This window comes from Sphingobacterium sp. B29 (genome assembly GCF_001952815.1).
Taxonomy (GTDB): Bacteria; Bacteroidota; Bacteroidia; order Sphingobacteriales; family Sphingobacteriaceae; genus Sphingobacterium; species Sphingobacterium siyangense.
On sequence record NZ_CP019158.1, the window covers coordinates 1,678,624 to 1,702,103 of the forward strand.

The 23,480-nt window shown below is 38.5% G+C and carries 19 protein-coding genes; 10 read left to right on the plus strand and 9 right to left on the minus strand.

Features of this window, described 5'->3' with window-relative positions; genetic code table 11:
* Positions 1–207: 207 nt before the first annotated feature.
* The 5 genes from BV902_RS07005 to BV902_RS07025 all read right to left on the minus strand — a co-directional run bounded on the left by BV902_RS07005 (position 208) and on the right by BV902_RS07025 (position 5,463).
* Entirely contained in the window at positions 208–1,533 is a 1,326-nt protein-coding gene (locus tag BV902_RS07005) for a mechanosensitive ion channel family protein (protein WP_075991313.1), read from the minus strand.
* A gap of 39 nt (positions 1,534–1,572) precedes the next feature.
* Positions 1,573–2,943, minus strand: a complete 1,371-nt coding sequence (locus tag BV902_RS07010) for a nucleoside permease (RefSeq protein WP_075991314.1) — start codon at positions 2,941–2,943, stop codon at positions 1,573–1,575.
* A 45-nt stretch (positions 2,944–2,988) separates the two neighbouring features.
* Positions 2,989–3,615: a bifunctional nuclease domain-containing protein gene (locus BV902_RS07015; protein WP_075991315.1), complete on the minus strand. Its 627-nt coding sequence runs from the start codon at positions 3,613–3,615 to the stop codon at positions 2,989–2,991.
* Positions 3,616–3,730: 115 nt separating this feature from the next.
* Positions 3,731–4,705, minus strand: a complete 975-nt coding sequence (locus tag BV902_RS07020) for an electron transfer flavoprotein subunit alpha/FixB family protein (protein ID WP_075991316.1) — start codon at positions 4,703–4,705, stop codon at positions 3,731–3,733.
* 20 nt (positions 4,706–4,725) lie between these two features.
* The gene (locus BV902_RS07025) at positions 4,726–5,463 is read right to left on the minus strand and encodes an electron transfer flavoprotein subunit beta/FixA family protein (RefSeq protein ID WP_075991317.1); all 738 of its coding nucleotides are present in this window, start codon (positions 5,461–5,463) and stop codon (positions 4,726–4,728) included.
* A gap of 401 nt (positions 5,464–5,864) precedes the next feature.
* On the opposite strand from BV902_RS07025, the gene BV902_RS07030 reads away from it, so the two are divergent.
* From BV902_RS07030 to BV902_RS27250, 3 genes are all read left to right on the plus strand, one after another.
* Positions 5,865–6,197 (plus strand): tetratricopeptide repeat protein, encoded by a 333-nt coding sequence (locus BV902_RS07030; RefSeq protein ID WP_075991318.1) that lies wholly within the window; start codon positions 5,865–5,867, stop codon positions 6,195–6,197.
* Between the two features lie 84 nt (positions 6,198–6,281).
* Positions 6,282–6,701 (plus strand): copper resistance protein NlpE, encoded by a 420-nt coding sequence (locus tag BV902_RS07035; protein WP_075991319.1) that lies wholly within the window; start codon positions 6,282–6,284, stop codon positions 6,699–6,701.
* A gap of 292 nt (positions 6,702–6,993) precedes the next feature.
* Positions 6,994–7,176 carry a hypothetical protein gene (locus tag BV902_RS27250; RefSeq protein ID WP_157625923.1) on the plus strand — a complete coding sequence of 61 codons (183 nt, stop codon included), beginning with the start codon at positions 6,994–6,996 and terminating at the stop codon, positions 7,174–7,176.
* 94 nt (positions 7,177–7,270) lie between these two features.
* Here the strand turns inward: BV902_RS27250 and BV902_RS07040 are convergent, their stop codons facing one another.
* From BV902_RS07040 to rsmI, 4 genes are all read right to left on the minus strand, one after another.
* Positions 7,271–8,407 (minus strand): cysteine desulfurase family protein, encoded by a 1,137-nt coding sequence (locus tag BV902_RS07040; protein ID WP_075991320.1) that lies wholly within the window; start codon positions 8,405–8,407, stop codon positions 7,271–7,273.
* Positions 8,408–8,617: 210 nt separating this feature from the next.
* Positions 8,618–10,246 carry an apolipoprotein N-acyltransferase gene (lnt, locus tag BV902_RS07045; protein WP_075991321.1) on the minus strand — a complete coding sequence of 543 codons (1,629 nt, stop codon included), beginning with the start codon at positions 10,244–10,246 and terminating at the stop codon, positions 8,618–8,620.
* Positions 10,247–10,269: 23 nt separating this feature from the next.
* On the minus strand, positions 10,270–11,019 hold the full coding sequence (locus BV902_RS07050; RefSeq protein WP_237242008.1) for a PH domain-containing protein: 750 nt from the start codon (positions 11,017–11,019) through the stop codon (positions 10,270–10,272).
* A gap of 42 nt (positions 11,020–11,061) precedes the next feature.
* Positions 11,062–11,727 carry a 16S rRNA (cytidine(1402)-2'-O)-methyltransferase gene (rsmI, locus tag BV902_RS07055; protein WP_083663502.1) on the minus strand — a complete coding sequence of 222 codons (666 nt, stop codon included), beginning with the start codon at positions 11,725–11,727 and terminating at the stop codon, positions 11,062–11,064.
* A 112-nt stretch (positions 11,728–11,839) separates the two neighbouring features.
* Here rsmI and BV902_RS07060 point away from each other — a divergent pair, with 112 nt between their 5' ends.
* The 7 genes from BV902_RS07060 (at position 11,840) to BV902_RS07090 (ending at position 23,131) form a co-directional block, all read left to right on the plus strand.
* Entirely contained in the window at positions 11,840–12,913 is a 1,074-nt protein-coding gene (locus tag BV902_RS07060; protein ID WP_075991324.1) for a class I fructose-bisphosphate aldolase, read from the plus strand.
* 312 nt (positions 12,914–13,225) lie between these two features.
* Positions 13,226–14,497 carry a serine--tRNA ligase gene (serS, locus tag BV902_RS07065; protein WP_075991325.1) on the plus strand — a complete coding sequence of 424 codons (1,272 nt, stop codon included), beginning with the start codon at positions 13,226–13,228 and terminating at the stop codon, positions 14,495–14,497.
* A gap of 648 nt (positions 14,498–15,145) precedes the next feature.
* A complete protein-coding gene (locus BV902_RS07070) occupies positions 15,146–18,382 on the plus strand; it encodes a SusC/RagA family TonB-linked outer membrane protein (protein WP_075991326.1) in 3,237 nt (1,078 codons plus the stop codon).
* 13 nt (positions 18,383–18,395) lie between these two features.
* Complete coding sequence (locus BV902_RS07075) at positions 18,396–19,886, plus strand: SusD/RagB family nutrient-binding outer membrane lipoprotein (protein WP_075991327.1); 1,491 nt, start codon at positions 18,396–18,398, stop codon at positions 19,884–19,886.
* A gap of 519 nt (positions 19,887–20,405) precedes the next feature.
* A complete protein-coding gene (locus tag BV902_RS07080) occupies positions 20,406–20,693 on the plus strand; it encodes a hypothetical protein (protein ID WP_157625925.1) in 288 nt (95 codons plus the stop codon).
* Entirely contained in the window at positions 20,683–21,708 is a 1,026-nt protein-coding gene (locus BV902_RS07085) for a hypothetical protein (RefSeq protein WP_157625926.1), read from the plus strand. Before BV902_RS07080 ends, BV902_RS07085 begins: the two co-directional genes overlap by 11 nt.
* Before the next feature lie 400 nt (positions 21,709–22,108).
* Positions 22,109–23,131, plus strand: a complete 1,023-nt coding sequence (locus BV902_RS07090; protein WP_075991330.1) for an energy transducer TonB — start codon at positions 22,109–22,111, stop codon at positions 23,129–23,131.
* Positions 23,132–23,480: the final 349 nt, after the last annotated feature.

Sequence of the window (23,480 nt, forward strand, 5' to 3'; positions counted from 1 at the left end):
TACCTTTCACTGTTTTTAGACCTTTCACTTTAAATTATGCTGCCAAAATTTAAGTCCTTCTACTACGATCCATTTTTTACACTTTATCCAGTTTGCAGCTACAAACTTTGTTAAGCTGTTAACCTGGTATATGAATGTCAGTGCGGTAGCGGCTTTTTTTCTGAAAGCGACTGATATTATTGGCCGGAAAGAACTTTCAGTTCGCTTCTACCGCTGTTGGTCTGCGAAGTCATGAAGGTTTTGTTGTCGGATAACCTGCCGGAAATCATCTGATGCCGGATTTTCAAAGATCTCCAGGTCGAAGTATTTTGTTGCAGCAAATAAGTGGTCGAATACATCTGAAACAATTCCTTCGTAATATTCCCAGCGGATATCATTTACAAAGAAATAAAGTTCGACCGGAACACCGTGTTCGGTTGAAGCAAGCTGACGCACCATCAAGGGCATGGTCTTGTGAATATTGGGATTTTGACGTAGATAGGTGAGTGTATAAGCTCTGAACATCCCTAAATTGGTCATTTTGCGACCGTTTATGGGACTTGATTGATCTATTTGCTGTTCCGTATTGAATTGGTCAATTGTCTTGGCACGCTCCTCGATATAAGGCCGCAGAATCTGTATATTTTTGAGCCTTTCAATTTCTTCATTTTCCAAAAAACGGATCGTGGAAATTTTGATGTTTAGGGCTCGCTTTAAGCGCCGCCCGCCCGATTGCTGCATGCCCCTGTAGTTTTTGAAAGAATCCGACAATAGCGTATGCGTTGGTATCGTCGTAATGGTCTTATCAAAGTTCTGTACTTTCACATTATTGAGGTTAATCTCTTTGACAGTTCCATCGGCGCCATATTTAGGCATTTCTATCCAATCGCCTACACGGATGGAGTCATTGGCCGAAACTTGTATACTGGCAACAAACCCCAGTATAGTGTCTTTGAACACCAACATCAAGATTGCTGACGCGGCACCCAAGGATAATAAGAAGGACCAAGGGGATTTTCCTGTCAATATCGAAAAGCAGATCGTCCCACCGATAAATAATAGGATAATCTGGCAGACCTGTAAATAACTTTCCAGCGGCTTGTCGGCAAAAGATTTTTTCATGCGCAGCATGTCCCGTAAACTTTTCAGAAGCGAGTGGATAATCAGTAAACTGACGACGGTCGTTGCTATGTCAAGTACTTTATTGCTGTTTTCTTTCCAGGTTGGAAAACCCATGAAGATAATGGGCATGATATATTGTGCCACTAATATCGGAACAAAATGAGCAATAAGTTTCAGCGTTTTATTGCGGATCAGTAGATCATCAAAGCGATTTGTACTTCGCCTGATGGCTTTGATTGTTAACAGGAGTAACGTTCTTTTGGTGAAATAGTCAATGACGATCAAAAACAGGATAACCAGTAAGAGTAAAAGGATCGAGTTCACAAAGTGGCTCCCCTGATTATCAAGACCAAGTTGTTTAATCCATTGAAATGTCCAGTTATAGATGTAGGATTGGGAATCTTTGAATAATTCCGTTGCTGTGCTTTGCATGTTACAAATATACAAAAAGCCGCAATTAGCGGCTTTCGGTTATTTTGAGTTTAGCGGTTCACGCTCGTGTTTATGTCTAAAGAATACAGCAAAGAAGATTGCTATAACCAAGGTGTAGATGGCAAATGCAAGCCAGATGTCATGCCAGTCTTTTAGCATGAGGTTACCGCTTAACATGCCGTCAGGTAATATGGAAATACTCTTTTCCTGCAGGAAATGTAGAAAATGGGTATTATCGATTGTTGTATCCAGGTATTGTGCGAGATCCTTGCTGTTTTGAAAACTTTTGGTAAAGTAATGGTCAATGATCCAACCCGATGCAAAACTGCCTACAACGGCACCGAAACCATTTGTCATCATCATAAATAAGCCTTGTGCCGAGCTGCGTATGCGTGATGTTGTTGAGGTTTCAACAAATAAAGAACCTGAGATATTAAAGAAGTCAAATGCCATACCATAGACGATACAGGATAATACAATCATCCAAAGTCCGCCTGCAGGGTCACCAAATGAGAATAATCCAAAACGTAATACCCAGGCAAACATCGAAATCAGCATGACCTTTTTTATACCGAATCTTTTGAGGAAAAATGGAATAGCAAGAATAAAAAGTGTTTCGGATATCTGTGAAATCGACATAATGATGGTCGAATATTTCACAACGAAAGATTCTGCAAATTTAGGGTAGAATTTAAATTCATCCAAAAACACATCACCGTAGGCATTGGTCAATTGGAGTGCCGCACCTAAGAACATGGAAAAAATAAAGAATAAAGCCATTTTATAATTTCCAAAAAGTTTAAATGCTTCCAAGCCTAATAGTTGTGTCCAGGAAGCATCTTCCTGTTGTAACTTCTTCGGTGGACATTTAGGCAATGTAAAAGCATAGAGGCTTAAAGCCAAAGCTGCGGTTCCGGCGATATAAAATTGATAAGCTGTGGCCTTGTTGCCTGTTAAATTGGTGATCCACATGGCGACGATAAAACCTATGGTTCCGAAAACCCGGATGGGGGGGAATGCCTTGACCAAATCGTAGTTATTTTCATTTAACGCCGTATATGCAATGGAGTTGGATAGGGCCAAAGTCGGCATATAAAAACACATTGCCGCAAGCATCGCATAAAAAAAGGTGTTTGGATCATTTACCTGAGGTAAATAGAATAAAACACCCGCATAACATAAGTGAAGAATAAAATATAATCTTTCGGCATTTATCCAACGATCGGCGATGATTCCCATCAAGGTAGGCATAAATAAAGAAGCGATCCCCATGGTTGCAAAAATAGCTCCAAATTGTGTACCATCCCATTGTTTTGTGCCAAACCAATAGTTTGCTATTGTAATCAACCATGCTCCCCAGACAAAAAACTGAAAGAAGCTCATAATGGTCAATCTTAATTTAATAGACATAAATCGATGTTATTTAAAATTTTTGTTTCGCTTTAATGAAAGGAGTTATTTTCTTTTGGAAATCTCATCCCTAATCAATGCAGCCTGCTCGTAGTTTTCTTCGGTCAATGCCTGATTAAGTGCTTGCTCCAGTTGCTCATCTGTCAACGAGGAGAAAGGATTTTGTGGGGATTTTGAAGGTGTTTTTTCTTCGATCTCAACAACACTTGGATCCTGAACTTTATTGGACTTGTCTAGGTTTTCCAAAAATGCGAACTCATGTCCCTCAATGATAATTCCAGCAGAGGACATAATAAATTCGTAGGCATAGATCGGAGCTTCAAACCGTACAGCCAGTGCAACGGCATCGGATGTGCGGGCATCAATCTCGACAATCTTGTTGCCGTCGGAACAGATAATTTTAGCATAAAATATCCCTTCAATCAAATTATAGATCAGTACTTCAATGAGTTTAATACCAAAAGAATCTGCAAAAGATTGAAATAGGTCGTGTGTCAGCGGACGACTAGGAATCATTTTCTCTATCCGAATAGCAATAGCTTGAGCCTCGTGGCTGCCGATAATGATGGGCAATCTTCTGTTGCCCTCCACTTCTCCCAATACAAGAGCATAAGCCCCAGATTGCGTTTGACTATAGGATAAACCAACGATATCTAATCTGATTTTCTTCATTTTAATTCCAAAGCGGTCTACAAACTTAGATAAATTTGCTTTTATATGCAATTATAACAAATAAAAACTCCCCATTCATTTTGGATAAATGGGGAGAATATATCGGAAGAAAGCTTTAAATACCTTTGTAAGCCTTCAATGCCTGCGTTAATTTCGGAACGACGTCGAAAGCATCGCCTACAATTCCATAATCGGCCACTTTGAAAAAGGGCGCTTCTGGATCTTTATTGATGACAACGATTGTTTTAGAAGAGCTTACTCCGGCCAAATGCTGTATTGCTCCGGAGATACCGATAGCAATGTAGAGATTGGGGCTAACAACAATACCTGTTTGGCCTACGTGCTCCGAATGCGGGCGCCAGCCTGCATCAGATACGGGTTTTGAACATGCTGTAGCTGCACCAAGGACGTCTGCAAGTTCTTCCACCATACCCCAGTTTTCGGGGCCTTTTAAACCACGGCCTGCGGAGACGACGATTTCAGCTTCGGGCAGGGAAACTTTGTCTGTTGCTCGAACAATCTCTTTGACCATCGTTGTAAAATCTGTTTGGTCAATATTGGGAGCAAAAGTTTCGACAGTTGCGCTACCACCGGTCTCTTTTGTTTCATATGCATTCGGGCTTAGTGCGATGACCTTTATATCCGAGGATAGTTCGAGCGTAGCGAACGCTTTATTGGAGAACGCTGTTTTTTTGACAGTCAGTTTGTCGCCATTGATTTTCGGCAATTCGAGCGCGCCATCGGCCAGACCAGCCTCCAATTTGGCTGCAATACGTGGAGCGAGTCCCTTACCTGAGAATGAGTTGGACAGCACAAGTATTTTTGAGCCGGTACTCTTTACGGCTTCAGCAATGATGCTTGCATACGCTTGGTTTACAAAAGAAGCTAGTCGCTCATTGTCGACATTTAATACTTTGGAAGCACCGTACTTGCCCAAGCCAGCAAGTTCGTCTCCAGCGACATTTCCAATTGAAATCGCAACAAGATCAGTCTGTATGTTATCGGCGATGGATTTTGCATAAGAAACAACTTCAAAAGCAGATTTTTTGAATTTTCCATCGGTATTTTCTACATATACGAGTATAGACATGGTGTTTTAGCGTTTAAAGATTAAATAACTTTAGCTTCGTCGTGAAGAAGAGAAACTAATTTTTCTACCTCGGCAGCGTCAACAAGTTTGACTGTACCGCGCGGAGCAGGTGTCTCATAGCTGACAATGTGTTCAAGAACGTCTATAGTGGAAGGTTCCAGCACATCCAATGGTTTGGTCCGCGCACTCATAATACCACGCATATTAGGTATTTTTGGCTCGGCAACACCTTCTGCTGTACCAATGACGATTGGCAGCTTTGCTGTCAATACTTCTTTTCCACCTTCAATCTCGCGCTCAACTGTGACTGCGTCGCCCGCAATATCAACTTTTTTGGCAATGGAAACAGAAGGGATATGCAGCAGTTCTCCTACGATTGCCCCCACTTGAGCACCGTTATAGTCGATGGATTCGCGGCCAGTTAAAATTAAGTCAAATGCATTGTCTTTGGCATACTTTGCTATCTGATTAGCAACAAACCAAGCATCGCGTGGAGCGGCGTTAATCCGTACAGCATTGTCTGCGCCAATTGCCAATGCTTTTCGAATGGTTGCATCTGTAGATGCATCGCCCACATTGATGACAGTTACGGTTCCTTTTCCACCTTCAGCCAACTCAACTGCTTTGGATAAAGCAATTTCATCATAAGGGTTTATAATGAATTGTACACCAGCTGTATTAAATGCAGTGTTGTCATTTGTAAAAGTGATTTTGGATGTAGTGTCAGGGACATTACTTATACAAACTAATATTTTCATATACGATTGGTTTTACTCAAACTTACCATATTTTCTTTCAATTAAAAAGCGCTAAGGCGTTTTAAATTCTGTTAAAGAGTCGTCTTGTTATTTTGATGAATTTTTAATTTTATCAGTTGTTTTCGTGTATTTTTTTTGATATGATGTGATATTTAGGTATTTTGTTGTCTTTTTTGTAATTTTTTATTTTAAATAGCCGGTTCTTGATAATGGATTTATTGCGTCAGTAAATTGTCATTTTATATGCTAGCATAGTAATTTTAGAAAGCATAGCAGCTCATTCGGGGTTCCTGTTTATAAAGAGCTTTCGTGTGATATGGAGAGACGGGGAATTGTTTTAGGGGAAACACAATTAAATTGCATATAAAATGCAATTTGTCTAAGTTTGAAATAAAAAAGATATGTCGACACGATTGGATCAACTGAATGAATTTTTGAAAGAGAGCCCCGAAGATCCTTTTTTAAAATATGCAATTGCAGCTGAATACCTCAAGCAGGAAGATGAACAAGAGGCCATGCTAAGATTTGAGAATTTAGTACATACAAATCCGGATTATGTAGGAACTTACTATCATTTGGGTAAATTGTACGAAAAATTAAATAAACAGGCGTCCGCGATTGATACCTATAGATCCGGAATTGAGATCGCTCGGAGGACACGTAATTTCCATGCTTTGGGCGAGTTACAAGGTGCATTGTCATTCTTGACAGACGACGATGAAGATGATTTTTAATCTTTTCTAAATTTTTGGTATTTAATTTGTTATGAATTTATTGGTGTAACTGTTAGATGCTGGTTTTTTTGAATTTGGAATGAGATGAAAAGGTTTATTTGGATTGTGGGTTTGTTGTTGACAATTGGAATGGTGGGATGTGATAATCCCAAACAAAGTGTTGCGGTCTATAAAGATAATTTACAGGACCTAAAAGGTAGGGATAAGGCGGAAGTAGTGATTGGTGAATACAAAGGTGTTATGCCTTGTGCGGATTGTGATGGTATAGAAACACTTATTTCATTGCATGCTGACAACACCTACCAATATTCATCTAAATACCTTAATAAAAGTGATGATGTGTTTATGCGTGAAGGAAAATGGAAATTGGATGGTAACATCATTACACTGGACGGCGTTGACTATAAGTTCAAATTAGGAAATCGGATACTCAGTCAGTTGGATCTTTCCGGAAATGACATTACGGGAGATATTTCCAAATATTATGTCTTGACAAAAAATTGAATCTAGCATAAAAGATGTATGAAGAATGAAAAAGCCGAATCTATTTTCGGCTTTTTTATTTTTTTGAAATTATTCACTTTTCCCAGTATTGCAATCCTTAATTGGGATTATACTGAAAGTTTTCTTCCCTTCTTCTCTTTAATTTTTAACCGTAGCAAGTTAGGATCAAATAGGCTCTTTTAACAGTGCTTGTTCAGTGATTGTTCAGTGCTCGTTCAGTGCTTGCTCAGTATGAACTGAATAAGCACTGACTGATCACTGTCTAAAAACTGATTGAAAACTGTTATTAGGAGTGAGTTGGTATGATGATGTATATGTTCGGGTAATTATGGTAGTTGTCGGAAATGGGGGTGTACGTATCCAGAACGGTTTAGCGAATACAAATATGCCGTGTAACTTGTTGTTGGATGAGGAAGTCTTCTCACTCCAGCTTGCTGCTCTGATAGCGCGCTGGAGCAAGATTAAACTGATCTAACTCAATGTAGCGCTAATTAAGAATTCTTGCTTGAATTTTTAATTAGCGCTACATTGAGCGATCTTATTCGTTGTCTGTTGTCAACTATAAAATATTAGTTGTTTTTAGCACAAAGTTCTTTTAACGTTCCTACGACGAAGTCAACTTCTTCTTTGGTGTTATGCTTGCAGAATGAAAAACGAACTGAAGGTCGTTCCGAGCTGGATTTTATTGCGCCCAATACATGCGAGCCTATATCTGTTCCTGAACTGCAGGCACTGCCACCAGAGCAGGATATACCCGCAATATCCAGGTTGAATAAAAGCATGTCGGCAAGGTCACTGCAAGGGAAAGAAACATTCAGTACGGTATACAGTGATTTATCAGGTTCAATAACACCATTAAAATCAATCTCGGGGATTGCTTTCTGCAACTCGTCGATCATATAAGATTTGAGTCCTTGAATATAAGCGTGGTGTTCTTCCATGTGCTCATAGGCAAGTTCTAAAGCTTTGGCAAGCCCCGCGATTCCATAGACATTTTCTGTTCCACCACGCATGTTGCGCTCTTGTGCTCCACCATAGATTAACGGTTTAATCTTGTTATTCGCATTGATGTAAAGAAAACCCACCCCTTTTGGGCCATGGAATTTATGGGCAGCCCCTGTTATAAAATCTATTTTAAGGTTACCAAGGTCATGTGGATAATGCCCCATGGTCTGTACCGTGTCCGAATGGAATATCGCATTATACTTTTGGCATAACTCGGAGATACGTTGAATATCGTTGAGATTTCCGATCTCATTATTGGCATGCATAATGGAAACAAACGTACGCGGATTGGTACTTAAAAGTTCTTCCAGCTGGGTGAGATTTAAATTACCTTTTTCGTCAACTTCCAATAAGTCGAGGTGCACCTTACCGGCTTTTTCAAGTTCTTCTAAGGTATGTAATACGGCATGGTGCTCAATAGGTGAGGTGATGGCATGGGTTATCCCAAAGTCGGCGATCGACCTAACGATGGCCATATTGTCGGCCTCGGTTCCACCCGATGTGAAGAATATCTCTGCTGGAGATACATGAAGTAGATTGGCAATCGTTTTACGGGCTTTTTCTACAATTGTTTTTACTTGTCGTCCGTGACTATGGATAGAAGATGGATTTCCAAAGTTATTGTTCATCACATCAACCATTACTTTTATTACTTCAGGATCTAAGGCTGTAGTCGCTGCATTATCAAAATATACTTGCATGCTGCAAAATTACAAATCTCCAAAGTAAATTAAAGGTATTAAATGACTTATTTTTATCATTTTATTTTCCTAATTATAGCTGATAGATATTGGATTGCTGGGGGCTCATTAGAATTAGGTTCTTTTTGCCGAGGAAGGTATAGGATTAGCTTTCTCATTCTGATACAGAAAAAATAGCACCAAGTTACTATTTCAGTTTGGCGCTACTTTTCAATTTAGATAAGTTCTTTTTTTTCGTCGGACCACGATGAGTATCACAAGTCCTCCCATTGCGAGCACCAAACCCAAATAGGCAGCAATATCACCTGCTCGCGTGTAGAAAGTAATTTCTTCATTTAGATTAATTTCCTGATTTAGGGCCGCAGGCTGCCACCATTTAGTCTGTTGTACAATATCGCCACGTTGATTGATAAAGCCTGAAATCCCTGTATTTGCCGATCGGGCAACCCAGCGCCTGTTTTCAATCGCACGCAGTTTGGCATACTGTAAATGCTGGTCTTTACCCGAAGTATTGCCCCACCAGCCATCGTTGGTGATGATAGCAATAAACTGAGCGCCTTTTTTGACATATTGGGAAACATAATTGCCCCAAATGGATTCATAACAGATTACGGGTGCGGCACCAATACCGCTTTGGGCATAGAATACCGAAGGTTCGGCCTGTTTCCCGTAGCCACCTGTCGTGCCGCCGAATGCTTTAAATAAAGGTTTCAGGAAGTTCATCGCTGCGCCAAAAGGCATTTGCTCTACGCCCGGCACGAGTTTAGACTTATGGTAAAACTGAAGTTTGGAGGAATAATCGATCAATGTCGCAGCATTGAAATTATCCTGGTATACATTAGGAGCTATTTCACGCGCAGTAGGTGTTTTTGCATAGTTGTACAACTGATAGCTTTCAATACCTGAAAGTACATTACCATTTTTATATTGATCTAAAAATTTTAAAATGCGCTGGTAAGAATAGGTTTCCCTAAAGTTTTCCTCGTCAAAATCGCCGTTCTGTGAAAGTGCAGTTTCAGGCCAGATGAAAAACTCCGTATTGGGTTTGGCGACTGAATTTGATAAGGCGAATAAGGTGTTTAATTGTTCCTCGGGACTTAAATTGAATTTAATATAAGGGTCAATATTCGGTTGAACAACAACAATCTGTGCAGGATTCTGATGTTCTTCGTAGTTGAAGTAACGTATCAGCGAGTAGGCGCTGGGAACCAACAATATCGTCGCCAAAGAGGCAATCGGGATAATCTTACGTTTGATTGGATAAAGTCCTTTTCCATTGAGGTAAAGTGTAAATACCAAGATATTGACCAGCCAGATCCATATTGTTCCGCCATAGACCCCTGTGATGTCGTACCATTGGATCAATTGGTGGAAACTTGCGAAACCATTGCCTAAAGTCATCCAAGGGAAGGCTAAATCCCAGGATTCGTGTAGAAATTCATAGCTTATCCAAAATCCCATTAATCCGAAAAGGGATAACAGGATGTTCGTTTTGCGTCGTAATTGCCCATATAACCTGAAAGCCAGTGCCATTAAAGCGGCGCCAAGACAAAAAGGTATCAGACTGATGACAACAGCGGCAAAGGGCGGCATAACTGCCGAGATGGAGTTGTATACCCAGTAAATGGAAGCCGTGTTCCAAACAACAGCCGTGAGTCCCGCTGTAAGAAATACTTTACGGCCTTTTCTTTTGAATGTTTCACTGCGGATAATATTTTCTACAGCAATCAGCAAAGGCACAAACCCAATAAATAACAAGGGACTGGAATAGGGGATTGGAGGCCAGCCCAACCACAATAAAAAGGCACTTAAAAGTGCCAGTAAATAGTTGTTTTTCACTATATATTTTCTCCCATTTATGATTATAAACTGGATAAAACTTCTCTCTTTTTACTCTCGTATTCCTCTTGGGTAATCAATTGTTTGTCGAAGAGCGTTTTTAATTTTTTGAGCTTTAAGGTAATTTCATCATCTTCCTCTTCTTTTGCGGCAGCGGGTGGAACGATAGGAGCTGCCGAAACTGGAGGAACAGTAGGAGTAGATCCGATCGGTTGTTGTGTTTGAATTGACGCCGGCGGAGTTGGCTGAGCCGACCCATAAGCTTGAGGTGCCGCCGGAGCTGTAACTGCTGGCTGAACAGGCGTATTATTTTCTGGCCGTTCGATAATCACTTCCTTTGCAACTGTTGGAGCAATGACTATTTTTTCTTTTTCGGCAGCCAATTCGGCTTTTTTATAGTTTTCAAGGGCGGCTTTAATATATTGATACAATTTCCTAGCCTGAACTTTAGGGATATAGTCTATGCTTAAGTTCTCGCCAGTAAATGGTATCACCGTAACTTTTGAACCGAATATTTCTTCCTTAAAGGCAATATCCTTGATATCTTGCCAACCGAAGATTTCAAAATCAGTAGCTAGACCCAGTTTAGTAAATTCGCACATAAATATGCGCTTATTACTGATGGTGATACTATCTGGTAAAATAGTAACTGCAGGTTTCTTTTGAACTGCAATATAATCTATTTTTTCCCCTGGAGTAAGCATATCTTGGACTTTAGTAACCAATTTTTCAATGATTTTTATGTCCTGCCCGTCCTGTGCAAATTGTTCCATGTTCATGTCAAATACTTTTTAATACCTAAAGATTGTCAAAATTTATTCCAATCCCGCTACACAAAATACAAATTCTCCTTTAATCGGATTGTTTTCAAAGTGTAATTTTAAATCAGTTAATGTTCCGCGAACATTTTCTTCATAGAGTTTGCTTAGTTCGCGCGATATCGAAGCTTGTCTTTCTGCTCCAAAAACGGTAATAAATTCTTCGATGGTTTTGAGAATACGATGTGGCGACTCGTAGAAGATCATCGTTCTTTTTTCCTCCGCCAAAGCTTTTAAGCGCGTTTGTCTTCCTTTTTTGACGGGGAGAAAACCTTCAAAGCAAAAACGGTCGTTGGGAAGACCAGAATTGACAAGCGCTGGCACGAAAGCTGTTGCGCCTGGTAAGCACTGCACTTCAAGCCCTTCTTTGATGGCTTCACGCACCAGCAAAAATCCCGGATCTGAGATCGCTGGCGTCCCTGCGTCTGAAATCAATGCAATGTTTTGCCCTTCTTTCAAGAATTTAATGATTTCAGATACCGCTTTATGTTCATTGTGCTGATGATGCGCAAATACTTTTTTGTCGATTCCAAAATGCTTCAAAAGCGGAGCGCTGGTCCTTGTATCCTCTGCTAAGATGAGGTCCACTTCTTTCAGGACATTGATCGCACGGAACGTCATGTCCTCCAGATTGCCAATAGGTGTTGGAACTAAATATAACATGGTCAAAGTTAAGTTTTTTTTTACTATATAATATGCGCTAAAACATTCTGTGCTTTTTGGAGTTTTATTTTAAAGATAATGGTAAACTCCATCACTTTATTTTAAATAAATTATGCAATACATTGAAAAAATACAGGCACATCTGGGCGCAGAAGCGAGTTATTTATTAGAATTTGATCAACCCGCAGTTTCCAAAACAATGCTTCATCTTCCACAAGCAGCATTTATTGACCAAGTATATAGTTCGAGTGACCGTAGCCCACAGGTCTTGCGGAGTTTGGGGCAACTTTTTGGAACGGGACGGTTAGCCAATACCGGGTATCTTTCGATATTGCCTGTAGATCAGGGAATCGAACACAGTGCAGGAGCTTCTTTTGCTCCAAATCCTCAGTATTTTGATCCGGAAAATATTGTCAAGCTAGCTTTGGAAGGAAACTGCAATGCCGTGGCATCTACCTTTGGTGTTTTAGGAGCCGTTGCCCGAAAGTATGCACACAAGATTCCGTTTCTGGTTAAAATCAATCATAATGAACTATTGACCTATCCTAATCGAGCCGACCAAATCTTGTACGGAACAATTCGCGAAGCCTGGAATATGGGGGCAGTTGCGGTAGGGGCGACCATCTATTTTGGATCTGAGGAATCAGATCGTCAGATTATAGAAGTGGCAAAAGCATTTGAAGAAGCACATTCTTTGGGGATGGCGACTGTATTATGGTGTTATCTGCGCAACTCGGCCTTTAAAGTAGGTGATAAAGATTATCATTTAGCAGCGGATCTTACCGGACAGGCCAATCATTTGGGCGTAACGATCAAAGCGGATATTATTAAGCAAAAACTACCCGAATTGAACGGTGGCTTTAAAGCATTGAATATGGGTAAAAGTAGTTATGGAAAGCTGGATGAACGCATGTATACGCAGCTTTCTTCCGATCACCCTATTGATTTATGCCGCTACCAGGTACTTAATTGCTTTGCCGGTCGGGCTGGCTTGATCAATTCTGGTGGAGCTTCGGGACAGAATGATATCCAGGAAGCTGTAAAAACTGCGGTTATCAACAAGCGTGCAGGTGGCACGGGGTTAATATCTGGGCGTAAGGCTTTTCAAAAGCCAATGAATGAAGGCGTCGCACTATTACATGCCATTCAGGATGTTTATTTATGCGATGAGGTAAACATTGCTTAGCAAAAGCGCATCAAATGAGTTCATCAGGTTGAATCTCAGCACAGGGCTTTGCGTATAGATCGAATTATAGAGCGTATCGATTAGGCGTCTAATGGATACGCTCTTTCTATGGATTATGGGTTATAAACATCGGTTCCATGGAAGATTGGTCTTCCATGGGCTGATGGATGTTAGCCGGTGCGGTGTTATGAAAATAGAGCGCCGTAAAGTAGTCAAAAAGCCTTTTGGATGGTGGTTTAGGAATAAAATTGCTTGTAAATAAAGGCAAATTTATCTAAGTTTGTTCACTATTTTAAATAACACATTTATATTATGTTGCAATTAAATTATATCCGTGAGAACAGGGATACGGTAATCGAAAGATTGGCTGTCAAGCATTTCAAGGAAATTGGATTGGTCGACGAAATCATCAGTTTAGATGAAGAGCGTCGTAAGATCCAATCGGAATCAGACGCACTTTCGGCAGAGGCTAATGCGGCAGCAAAACAGATTGGAGATCTGATGCGCCAAGGTAAAAAAGAAGAAGCTGAAACCGTTAAATCCAAATCTTCGGGATATAAGGAGCAAGTGAAGCAACTTTTGGATCAATTGGGTACAATTGAAGCAGCATTGAATGAGAAGATCGTACAATTACCTAATTTACCGCATCAATCCGTTCCAGCAGGTGTAAGCGCTGAGGACAACGAAGTTGTTTTGAGCCATGGCGAAATCCCGGCTTTGTCGGAGGATGCATTGCCGCATTGGGAATTGTTGAACAAATATGATATTGTTGATTTAGAGCTTGGCGTAAAAGTTGCCGGTGCAGGTTTTCCTATCTATAAAGGTAAAGGCGCTAAATTGCAACGGGCATTGATCAATTTCTTTTTAGATCAGGCCGCAGAAGAAGGTTATGAGGAAGTACAGGTGCCCATTTTGGTCAATGAAGATTCTGCATTTGCTACGGGACAATTACCGGATAAAGAAGGACAGATGTACTATGTGGGTAACGACAATCTGTATTTGATCCCTACAGCTGAAGTTCCGGTCACCAACATTTATAGAGACGAGATTGTGAAAGAAGCACAGTTTCCAATTAAACATTGTGCTTATACACCATGTTTCCGTCGTGAAGCAGGTTCATACGGGGCACATGTACGTGGATTGAACCGACTACACCAATTTGACAAAGTGGAGACGGTGCAGCTTGTACATCCTGAAAAGTCTTATGAAGTGCTCGAGGAAATGAGTTTATACGTACAGCGTCTGTTGCAGAAATTAGAGCTTCCTTACCGTGTATTGCGCCTTTGCGGTGGAGATATGAGTTTTACTTCTGCATTGACCTATGACATGGAAGTGTATAGTTCTGCTCAGAAACGTTGGTTAGAGGTATCTTCCGTTTCCAATTTTGAAACTTATCAAGCGAATCGTTTGAAAGTCCGTTTTAAAAATGCTGATGGCAAGATGCAACTGGCACATACCTTGAACGGTTCGGCGTTAGCTTTACCACGTATTGTCGCAGCGATATTGGAGAATAATCAAACGGAAAAAGGAATTAAGATTCCTGCAGTTTTGGTGCCGTACACTAAATTTGAGTATATCGATTAAATATCAATAAATAAGTTGCTTTTACACTTATTTAATATCACAGTGAAAGACGCTCAGCCTGAGAAGGTAGAGCGTCTTTTTTTTGTTATAATTCGATTTTAAAGTGTTTAGAATCATTATAAATTACTTGTGTTTTAATACAGAAAAATAATAGAATAACATGTTAACGTTTTCTTATAACATTGTTAATGTTTTGTTAATTATGGATCATTCCGTATAAAATTCTGTTTGAAAATTGTTTGAAGAGTTTTTATTCTAAAATGATTCTTTTGTAACAATTTGTAAAATTGTGAACTTATTATTGCGGTATTTCCTGCTTTCTGGAGATTATGTTAAAAAACTTGTAAAAGCAACTTTGGCTTTCTATATTTGACACCGCTAATAAAAATCGCACTAACTATTATTTACTGTAAATGCTGAAAAGAGCAAATTTTACAGCTGGATATTTATCTAAGGACTGACCCTGCATCTACCTGGGGCCCGCTTTTCCAAAAATATTTTCAACTGTTACTGAATAAACTGCAATAGCATGTCATGTTTTTTGCTGTTTATTGTCTAGGCAATTTATGTTTAGACGGTTATGATAACGGATATAATTTATATCAATATATAGGATTAGAAAAAATAATAAAATTAACTAACTAAAACATGAAACAAACATTACTAAGTTTTCTTGTTGGCGGTATGATTCTGACTTCGGTTGCATTCGCTCAAGAAAAGAAGATTAGTGGTCGTGTTACATCTGCTGACGGTAAAGCAATACCAGGGGTGACAGTGGTTGTACAAGGTACTAATCAGGCTACGCAGACTGATACTGATGGTAATTATTCATTGAATGTGCCGGCAGGTAAGGTTGTCGTATTCCGTTCCGTTGGTTTTGATGATAAAACTATTATTGTTAATAACAACAGTACGGTATTCAATGTCTCTTTAGTAAATCATGACAATGCTTTGGAAGAAGTTGTTGTTACAGCAAATGCAATTAAGAGGGAGAAACGTTCGTTAGGTTATTCTGCGCCAACAATTAAGAGCGACGAATTGACAGAAGGCCGTAATTCGAGTGCGATCAATTCTTTAGCTGGTAAAGTTGCAGGGGTAAACATTACCTCTACATCAAATTCTCCAGGTAGTTCATCCCGTGTTGTATTACGTGGTGGTTCTTCTATTGCTGGAAATAACCAAGCACTGATTGTTGTTGATGGTACGCCGATTGATAATACAAGTAAAGTTGGTGGATCAAGTGATCTTTCAAGTGTGGATTTTGGTAACCGTGGTAATGATATCAATCCGGATGATATCGAATCCGTGACCGTATTAAAAGGCCCTGCGGCGGCGGCATTGTATGGTTCAAGAGCTTCGAATGGTGCGTTGATCATTACAACGAAAAGTGGAAAAAAAGGTGCGAAAAGTGCCATTACATTTAGCTCCACCAATACATTGTCTTCTATTTTGAAGTTACCTGAATTTCAAAATGAATACGGACAAGGCTATGCTGCATTTGATGAAAAGACAGGAGCTTTTATTGATTATGTGAATGATCCGAGGGAAAATGGTTCGTGGGGAGCTCCTTTTACAGGCAATGTTCAAGAATGGGGACAGGCGATAGATGGCGTTCGCCAGAAGAAAGCTTATTCTGCAGTAAAAGATAATGTACGCGATTTTTTTGATCTGGGTATTGCTTCTGACAATAACCTTAGTTTTTCAGGCGGTTCAGAAAAGTCTACATTCTATCTGGGATTAAATGCCTTGAATTCAAATGGTGTTTATCCTGGGAAGAAAGATAACTACAATAAATATGGTGTCAGATTTAATGGAACCACGGAATTCTCTGATAAATTCAGTGCCGGTGTTTCTGTAAATTATAGCCGTATTAACAGTAACAATGTCGGTGGTGGCCAAGGTGGCGGTTCTGTTTATAACAACCTATTGCAGACCCCGCGCGATATTGATGTTAAAGGATTGAAAGATCTTTCAAATCCGTATAATGCGTATGGATATACGGATGCAAACGGTGTTTTGCATGATGATGTATACGGTTATTACGGTGCTTATACCATGAACCCTTATTGGGTATTAGCGAATTATAATAATTACAATGATGTGAACCGCATTATGGGGAACTTCAATGTGAATTATAAGCCGACCGAATGGTTAACATTTCAAGAACGTGTAGGTTTAGACAATTATACCGATCGTAGAAGAGCGCAGTCTCCAAAATATAGCTACCTGCCTGCTGATAACTCTACAGGTAATTATGTAAAAGGAAACGTTCAGACGGATCCTGGGAGTTATAGAATCGATCAATTTAATGTGAATGAAATTGTACATGATTTCATGGCAACCGCTACTCATAAATTTAATGAGGACTGGGATGCATCATTTATGATTGGTAATAATATTCGTCAACGCAAAACTTCGAATAATAGCACTGCTACCAATTCAAGTGGAGGGCTTGTAGTACCGGGATGGTATAATCTTGCTAATTCTAATGGTCCATTGGATTTGATTGAAGACACCTGGAGTAACCGTCGTTTAGTCGGCGTTTATGGGGATTTGAACGTTTCCTATAAAAATATCGCCTACTTGCAAGCTACAGCACGTAACGATTGGTCATCCACTTTGCCAAAACAAAATAATTCTTTCTTTTACCCAAGCGTAAGTGGATCATTTGTTCTATCTGAATTGTTTAAACCTGAATTGAAGAGCAAGTTCAATTATGCCAAATTACGTGCAAACTGGGCGCAAGTTGGTTCAGATACAGATCCATATCAATTGATTACAACGTTCTCTAGAAGTACGATTGCTGGCGGTTTTGGTTCAACAACTTTTCCATTTGGAAACGTATCCGCGTTGATGTCAAGTAATACGATCGGAAATGCGGGGTTGAAACCTGAAATCACAACATCATTCGAAGTAGGTGCTGAATTAGGTTTCTTAAATAATCGTCTTTACGCAGATTTCACTTATTACAAAAATAATTCGAAAAATCAGATCCTAAGTATTCCAATTCCAGTTTCAACAGGTTATGGATTTGCCTTGGTAAATGCAGGTAAAGTCCAAAACAATGGTGTGGAATTAACATTGAGAGGGACACCGGTGAAAACTGAGAACTTGACATGGGAATTGTTCGGTACATTCACAAAAAATAACAGTAAAGTTATCGAATTGATGCCAGGTGTAGAGCAGGTATCTGTCGGTGGTTTCTCTGGTATGAATATCGTGGCAGCGGTAGGTCGTCCATATGGTGAGTTTTATGGAGTTACAAATGCTACGGACGCTCAAGGTCGTACGATTGTAGATCAGGCATCAGGTATGCCATTAGCTACTGAAAAACCACAATACTTGGGTACCTATAATCCAGATTTCCAAGCATCCTTGGGTACAAACTTGACCTACAAAAATTGGTCAATGAGTGCTTTATTTGATACAAAACAAGGCGGTGTATTCTATTCAAGAACAAAAGATATCATGGCTTTCGTTGGAACATCTGCTGAAACCGGTGGTGAGCGAATTGCACAGATTTTCCCAAATTCTGTCTACTTGGATGATAACGGAAACTCTATTGAAAATACATCGGTAACCTACGATAAGCAAAATTACTATGGTTCACTGGAGTCTGGAATGAATGTAGTGGACGCAACTTACATCAAGCTTCGTAACTTGACACTGAGCTATAAATTCACGAAAAATCAATTGAAAAACACGCCTTTTGGAGCTGCTTCTATTGGTTTGTTTGGAAATAACCTGTTTATCTGGACGCCAAGCGAAAATAAATATGCTGATCCGGAGGTGAATTCATCAGGTGCTGGTAATGCACAAGGTTTTGATTTTACCGCACAACCTTCACTGCGTAACTATGGCATTAATGTTAAAGTTTCATTTTAAAAGCGAATAAAGTATGAAAACTATAAAATTTAATAATACCAAGAAATTCCTAGTTGTGGCTTTAGTTGCGACAATGGGCTTGACTGGATGTAATAAATTCTTGGATATCAATGAGAATCCAAATAACCCGGAGTCAGCAACACCTAGTTTGTTATTGCCTACAGTAGAAGCCTCAATCAGTCAGGTGGTTGGAAATTCTTTTCAGGTATTTGGTAATATTTGGGGACAGTATTGGACACAAAATCCAACGTCTTCTCAATATAGAGTTATCGATCAGTATAGAATCACCAATACTTCTATGGATAGAGTTTGGGGTAATATCTACAGGGGAACTTTAAACAACGCTGAATTGATTATCAATTCAAAAGTGGCGGATAACGAAAATTATAAAGGTATTGCTCACATTTTGAAAGCTTATGCATATCAGGTTGCAACCGATGCTTTCGGGGATATTCCGCTTTCTGAAGCATCAAAGGCTGATGGAAATTTGAGTCCAAAATATGAAGCTCAGGAAGTTGTATACGATTCAATTTTCAATTATATTGATAAAGGACTGTCTTTACTAGCTGTGAAACAAGCAATTCCAGTAGCAAGTCAGGATATGATTTTCAATGGCGATCTTGAAAAATGGAAGGCTTTTGCTAATACCTTAAAATTAAGAGCTTATTTACGCCTTTCTAATGTGAACGCAACCAAAGCTGCTGCAGGTATTAAAGCACTTTATGCGAGCAATGCTGTTTTCTTGAATCAAGATGCGACAATCACTTATACAACAACAGGGGGTAATGAAAATCCTTTCTACAATGAAATGGTTGGTTTAGGAAAAACTCAAAATGTTGTAGCTAGTGGAACCGTTGTGCAAGCTTTTGTCAAAAATAATGATCCTCGCAGATTTGCTTTCTATGACAAAGTTGAATACACAGATCCAGAAACGAACGAACCAAAGATACAGGATACAATTGCTTACATTGCTCAAGGGACGTATTCAAGTAATTCAAAAAAATTAGTATCTACTCCTTCTCCAATGGTTGGAGGTAATGCCATGAGTCAAACATCTGCCGTTGCACCGGTAAAACTGTTTTCTGCAAGCGAAAGTTTGTTCTTACAGGCTGAGGCAGTTGTAAGAGGTTGGGGAACGGGAGATGCACAGAGCTTATATAGTGCTGGTATTACAGAGAGCTTTAAAGCAACAGGTAACGCCGCAGATGCTGCCAAATATATTGCTGATGCGCCAGATGCTAAATTCACTGGCGATGTGGAGGCTAAAGTAAAAGCTATTATCACACAAAAGTATTATGCAATGTGTGGTTTCCAAGGCTTCGAAGCTTGGACTGAATGGAGAAGAACGGGGTATCCAACCTTCTTTGTTAAATCTGCAGCTTCAACTTTAGGTGAAGACAGAATGCCTTTGCGCATGCCTTACGCACTTAGTGAAGCAACAACAAATAGCAATTATCCAGGTAACGTTGTAATCTATACACCGGTATGGTGGGACGTTAAGTAGTCTCTGAGATTATATACGTATAGGAGCGGCAATTTCGAAAGAAATTGCCGCTTTTTGTGTTATATCAGGGATATCCAAACTTAATTTTATGGAAAATATTTTGGGTTGAGCTCCGAAATATTTTCTGGCTCATCAAAAAATACAAGGGAATCCCAATTATTTTACTGTGCTTTCTATATATCCTGTCTAGAATCATCTATGTTTAGTTTAATAAAGGTGACTAGGTTTGTTTTATTCAAGAAAATATTTGGATAATAGATCTCGAAAGCAATAGTTTTCTGAAAATTATCATTTTATTGTTAGGAAGGCCAAATAAAGTAAATAATGTATATTACAACATCTCTACCGAATGGTTGAAAAAAATAAGTAGCTCTTATTTTTTATGATTCTAGTTAAATAGCTAAAAGCTCCGATTAAAATATTTGGTACGATTTATCAGTAGCCACACTTTTGTGTAGAATTAACCAATAGGCATATAAAATGTATTTAAGATTAGTATGCTTGCAAACTTATAAAGAAATGAAAAGATATTTAATGTTTATTGCGCTGCTAGGGCTAGGCTTTGGCGCGTGTAAAAAAGAAGAAGCCGTAAAACCTAAAGAGGAGACTATTTTAATTGATGGTGAAGAGTATGAGAAAGATTTTGTTTACAAGACAACTTCAAGAATTTTAGCCTTGCCAAAGGACAGTATTTATTACAACCCACTTACTCATACACTAAACATAGATTATCTCAATTTTTCAATGGATATAGAGAAATTTGGCCCAGATTTGAGACATGTTAAAACCGGAAAATATGAAAAGTAGAATTTTAATGATATACATTTTGCTTCTGGTATTTTGTAAGTTTGGATTTGCACAGAGAATTGTAGTAGATAGAGTTAATTTTAGCAATATCCCAATTGTGAATAACGAGGTCCAGGTTAACTATGATTCCCAAACAGTTTTAAAGGTTGGTTTTTTATTGGCGCGACCAGTTCAAGAACCTTGGGGCAGCTTGCCTATTAAAGGAGAAATAAAAGTTTTCTATTACAAAGATAACCAAGAAGTAAATATAATTGATGTTGTAACGTTTAACAAATCGAATTGGGACAATTCAGTATATTCAAACTTTATCGAGAGGGATATTTTCTTGCCCGCATATTCTGTTAGTGTAGCAAATCCAAAAATTCAAGTACTAACTAAATGGAGATATTATAAAGAAGGCTACCCTGACCCTGAAACTACAAATGGATGGACTGAGTGGTATAGTGCAGGCTCAATTACTTTTGCACTAAACCCAGACAGAGTTCCCCCATCCACGTTCAGCGGTCCAAATTCCACTTGCGGTGAAAGTGTTTACACAATTTCAAATCCTTATACTGTTAGTCTTGAAAATGCAACTGGTGTCGCGACATTAACTGCTTTAGGAAATAATCAATGGAAAGTGACCAGAATTGGAAATGCAGTAGGAACTGTGTACCTTAGGTCAACTTATCAAGGAAAAGTATTCAATTATCCTATTGAAGTAAGTTCTGAAATGAAAGGTACAATAGATGGGCCAGTTGGAATCAAGCAAGGATGGAATGATAATTACTTCTATTTTAAACCAGAACCTGGTATGGATTATACAAACGTAAATTGGTCGGTAGATTCACCTCATCTAATTACCACCCAGGTAGATAAATATACTTTTAAAATTTCAGTTCCGACAAATTATCCTTTGATGGACAAAGGAAGAGGAGACGATGTCGAAATCTATATTAGATCGAATGGAGAGTGTGGTGTAATGGAAAAATCTCGTATATTAAGAATATTACCAGCAAGACCTATTAAAAACTAGAATATAAAAGCCTAGACTAAGACTCTAGGTTTTTTTGTATTTTCCCTAAAACCGATCTGATCTCTTCCGCAATCTAAATTTGAAAATGATAAAGAACAATGGATCTTAATAAACTCTAGTTTTCTAAAGAACTTCGGTTTAGAGATTTATTTTCTATGGTAACTTTAGATGTTCGATATTTTGAGGAGATATTTGATCTGCCTGCCACTATAGCTATACTATATTGGAATTATTGATGTAGTATTATTTTAGTATTATACTATAGCGAATAGGGAGACTTTATTTATACCAATTAGGAGTTGTAGGTTAACGAACTATAGTTCTATTTGTTGTTTTATCGGATGGAAATGTTAGGATATTAATGGTATATTCGTCTACCATTTAGTAACCAATTTAATTTATGAAAAAGTTGATCTTTCTTCTGTTAGTATGGAGTTCTTTTCGGGTTTTTGCACAAGATATAAGGATAAAAACCGACGGTCAGATTATTCATATTGGCACTTCTAAGGATACAATTATTCGTTTTTTTGATGTAGAAAGTGATTTCTTGGCGACAAAAGACAAATCTTATTATTATAGACAAGTTTATCCTGTTGCAAATGAGCCTAAAAGACTCTATCGTGTACAAGCCTTTTATACCGAAACGAATCTTCCGAAGTTTTATGGATATAGTTTAAATTATGATGGAAAAAAATTAAAGTATTTTGGCGAGACCGTGTCTTATTTTCCTACCGGAAAGGTGGAATCTGTCGAACTTTATGATGAGCTTTCCTATTTGATTGATACCGCATATTATTATCACCCAAATGGAAAATTAAAAGCTTTAGTGTATTATGAGCCTAATAAAACGGAGGCGAAGTCCAATTTTCCTCATTATTTGCTGTATTTGGATTCGTTAGGAAATATGCTACTTCGAAAAGGAAATGGTTTTTTTAGATTTGATTATAAAAATGGTCAGTATATCGAAGGTGAATTAGTTAATGATAAGCGAGAAGGGATTTGGATTGGTTGGGATCATTCAAAATATGAGGAGTTTTACAAAGAAGATATATTGATAAATGGGAAGCGCTATTTGCCCGATGGTAAAATAAATACATACTCTGCCAAGACTATGGAGCAACAGCCTAAATATCATGGCGATTTAATGGCCGATGTTGAATTGGTTATGCGTAGAGTTCAGTTCCCTTTAGAATTTTTTGAAAAATATAAAAAGAAAACCATACTTGTCAGTTTCGTCGTTACTAAGTCTGGTGCTACTGAAGATTATGAAGTTGAGGGAGATTATGAACTAAGTATCAAAAGGATGATGATTGAGGCAATGCAAAGATTAGGTAAATGGACTCCTGCTTACCTAAAAGGAGTACCAGTACGAGTACGTTATACAGTTCCAGTGAGATTTAATTTTGAATTAATCATGCATTAAATTTACTCTCAGTAAATTTTTTGTTTTGTTGTAAGTGATTGTCTTTGTGTTTGTTTCTAAATTACATAAAATTAGTATTTCCATCATTGGCTGATTGGTTTAGGTTATTGAGATAGTTTTATGGATAATCAGTCCAAATTGTCTTTTGTTACGTTTAAAAGTGAAAATAATGAACTGTTTATCAGTTGTTTGTGATTTATTGTGAAATAAATGTTATCACAAAGTTATGCTTGCATTGCAAAAGTTAAAAAAAGTTATAAATTTGTATTTAACATTTTTTAACAGCTGACATTGCTGATTTAAAAGATGTATGACTAACTAACATAGCTTATAATAATTATTGAGAAGT

What these genes read in the sequence shown, in the direction of transcription:
- BV902_RS07005 (WP_075991313.1), bottom strand. Translation starts at nt 1,533, where the DNA reads ATGCAAAGCACAGCAACGGAATTATTCAAAGATTCCCAATCCTACATC.
- BV902_RS07010 (WP_075991314.1), bottom strand. Translation starts at nt 2,943, where the DNA reads ATGTCTATTAAATTAAGATTGACCATTATGAGCTTCTTTCAGTTTTTT.
- BV902_RS07015 (WP_075991315.1), bottom strand. Translation starts at nt 3,615, where the DNA reads ATGAAGAAAATCAGATTAGATATCGTTGGTTTATCCTATAGTCAAACG.
- BV902_RS07020 (WP_075991316.1), bottom strand. Translation starts at nt 4,705, where the DNA reads ATGTCTATACTCGTATATGTAGAAAATACCGATGGAAAATTCAAAAAA.
- BV902_RS07025 (WP_075991317.1), bottom strand. Translation starts at nt 5,463, where the DNA reads ATGAAAATATTAGTTTGTATAAGTAATGTCCCTGACACTACATCCAAA.
- BV902_RS07030 (WP_075991318.1), top strand. Translation starts at nt 5,865, where the DNA reads ATGTCGACACGATTGGATCAACTGAATGAATTTTTGAAAGAGAGCCCC.
- BV902_RS07035 (WP_075991319.1), top strand. Translation starts at nt 6,282, where the DNA reads ATGAAAAGGTTTATTTGGATTGTGGGTTTGTTGTTGACAATTGGAATG.
- BV902_RS07040 (WP_075991320.1), bottom strand. Translation starts at nt 8,407, where the DNA reads ATGCAAGTATATTTTGATAATGCAGCGACTACAGCCTTAGATCCTGAA.
- BV902_RS07050 (WP_237242008.1), bottom strand. Translation starts at nt 11,019, where the DNA reads ATGGAACAATTTGCACAGGACGGGCAGGACATAAAAATCATTGAAAAA.
- rsmI (WP_083663502.1), bottom strand. Translation starts at nt 11,727, where the DNA reads ATGTTATATTTAGTTCCAACACCTATTGGCAATCTGGAGGACATGACG.
- BV902_RS07060 (WP_075991324.1), top strand. Translation starts at nt 11,840, where the DNA reads ATGCAATACATTGAAAAAATACAGGCACATCTGGGCGCAGAAGCGAGT.
- serS (WP_075991325.1), top strand. Translation starts at nt 13,226, where the DNA reads ATGTTGCAATTAAATTATATCCGTGAGAACAGGGATACGGTAATCGAA.
- BV902_RS07070 (WP_075991326.1), top strand. Translation starts at nt 15,146, where the DNA reads ATGAAACAAACATTACTAAGTTTTCTTGTTGGCGGTATGATTCTGACT.
- BV902_RS07075 (WP_075991327.1), top strand. Translation starts at nt 18,396, where the DNA reads ATGAAAACTATAAAATTTAATAATACCAAGAAATTCCTAGTTGTGGCT.
- BV902_RS07080 (WP_157625925.1), top strand. Translation starts at nt 20,406, where the DNA reads ATGAAAAGATATTTAATGTTTATTGCGCTGCTAGGGCTAGGCTTTGGC.
- BV902_RS07085 (WP_157625926.1), top strand. Translation starts at nt 20,683, where the DNA reads ATGAAAAGTAGAATTTTAATGATATACATTTTGCTTCTGGTATTTTGT.
- BV902_RS07090 (WP_075991330.1), top strand. Translation starts at nt 22,109, where the DNA reads ATGAAAAAGTTGATCTTTCTTCTGTTAGTATGGAGTTCTTTTCGGGTT.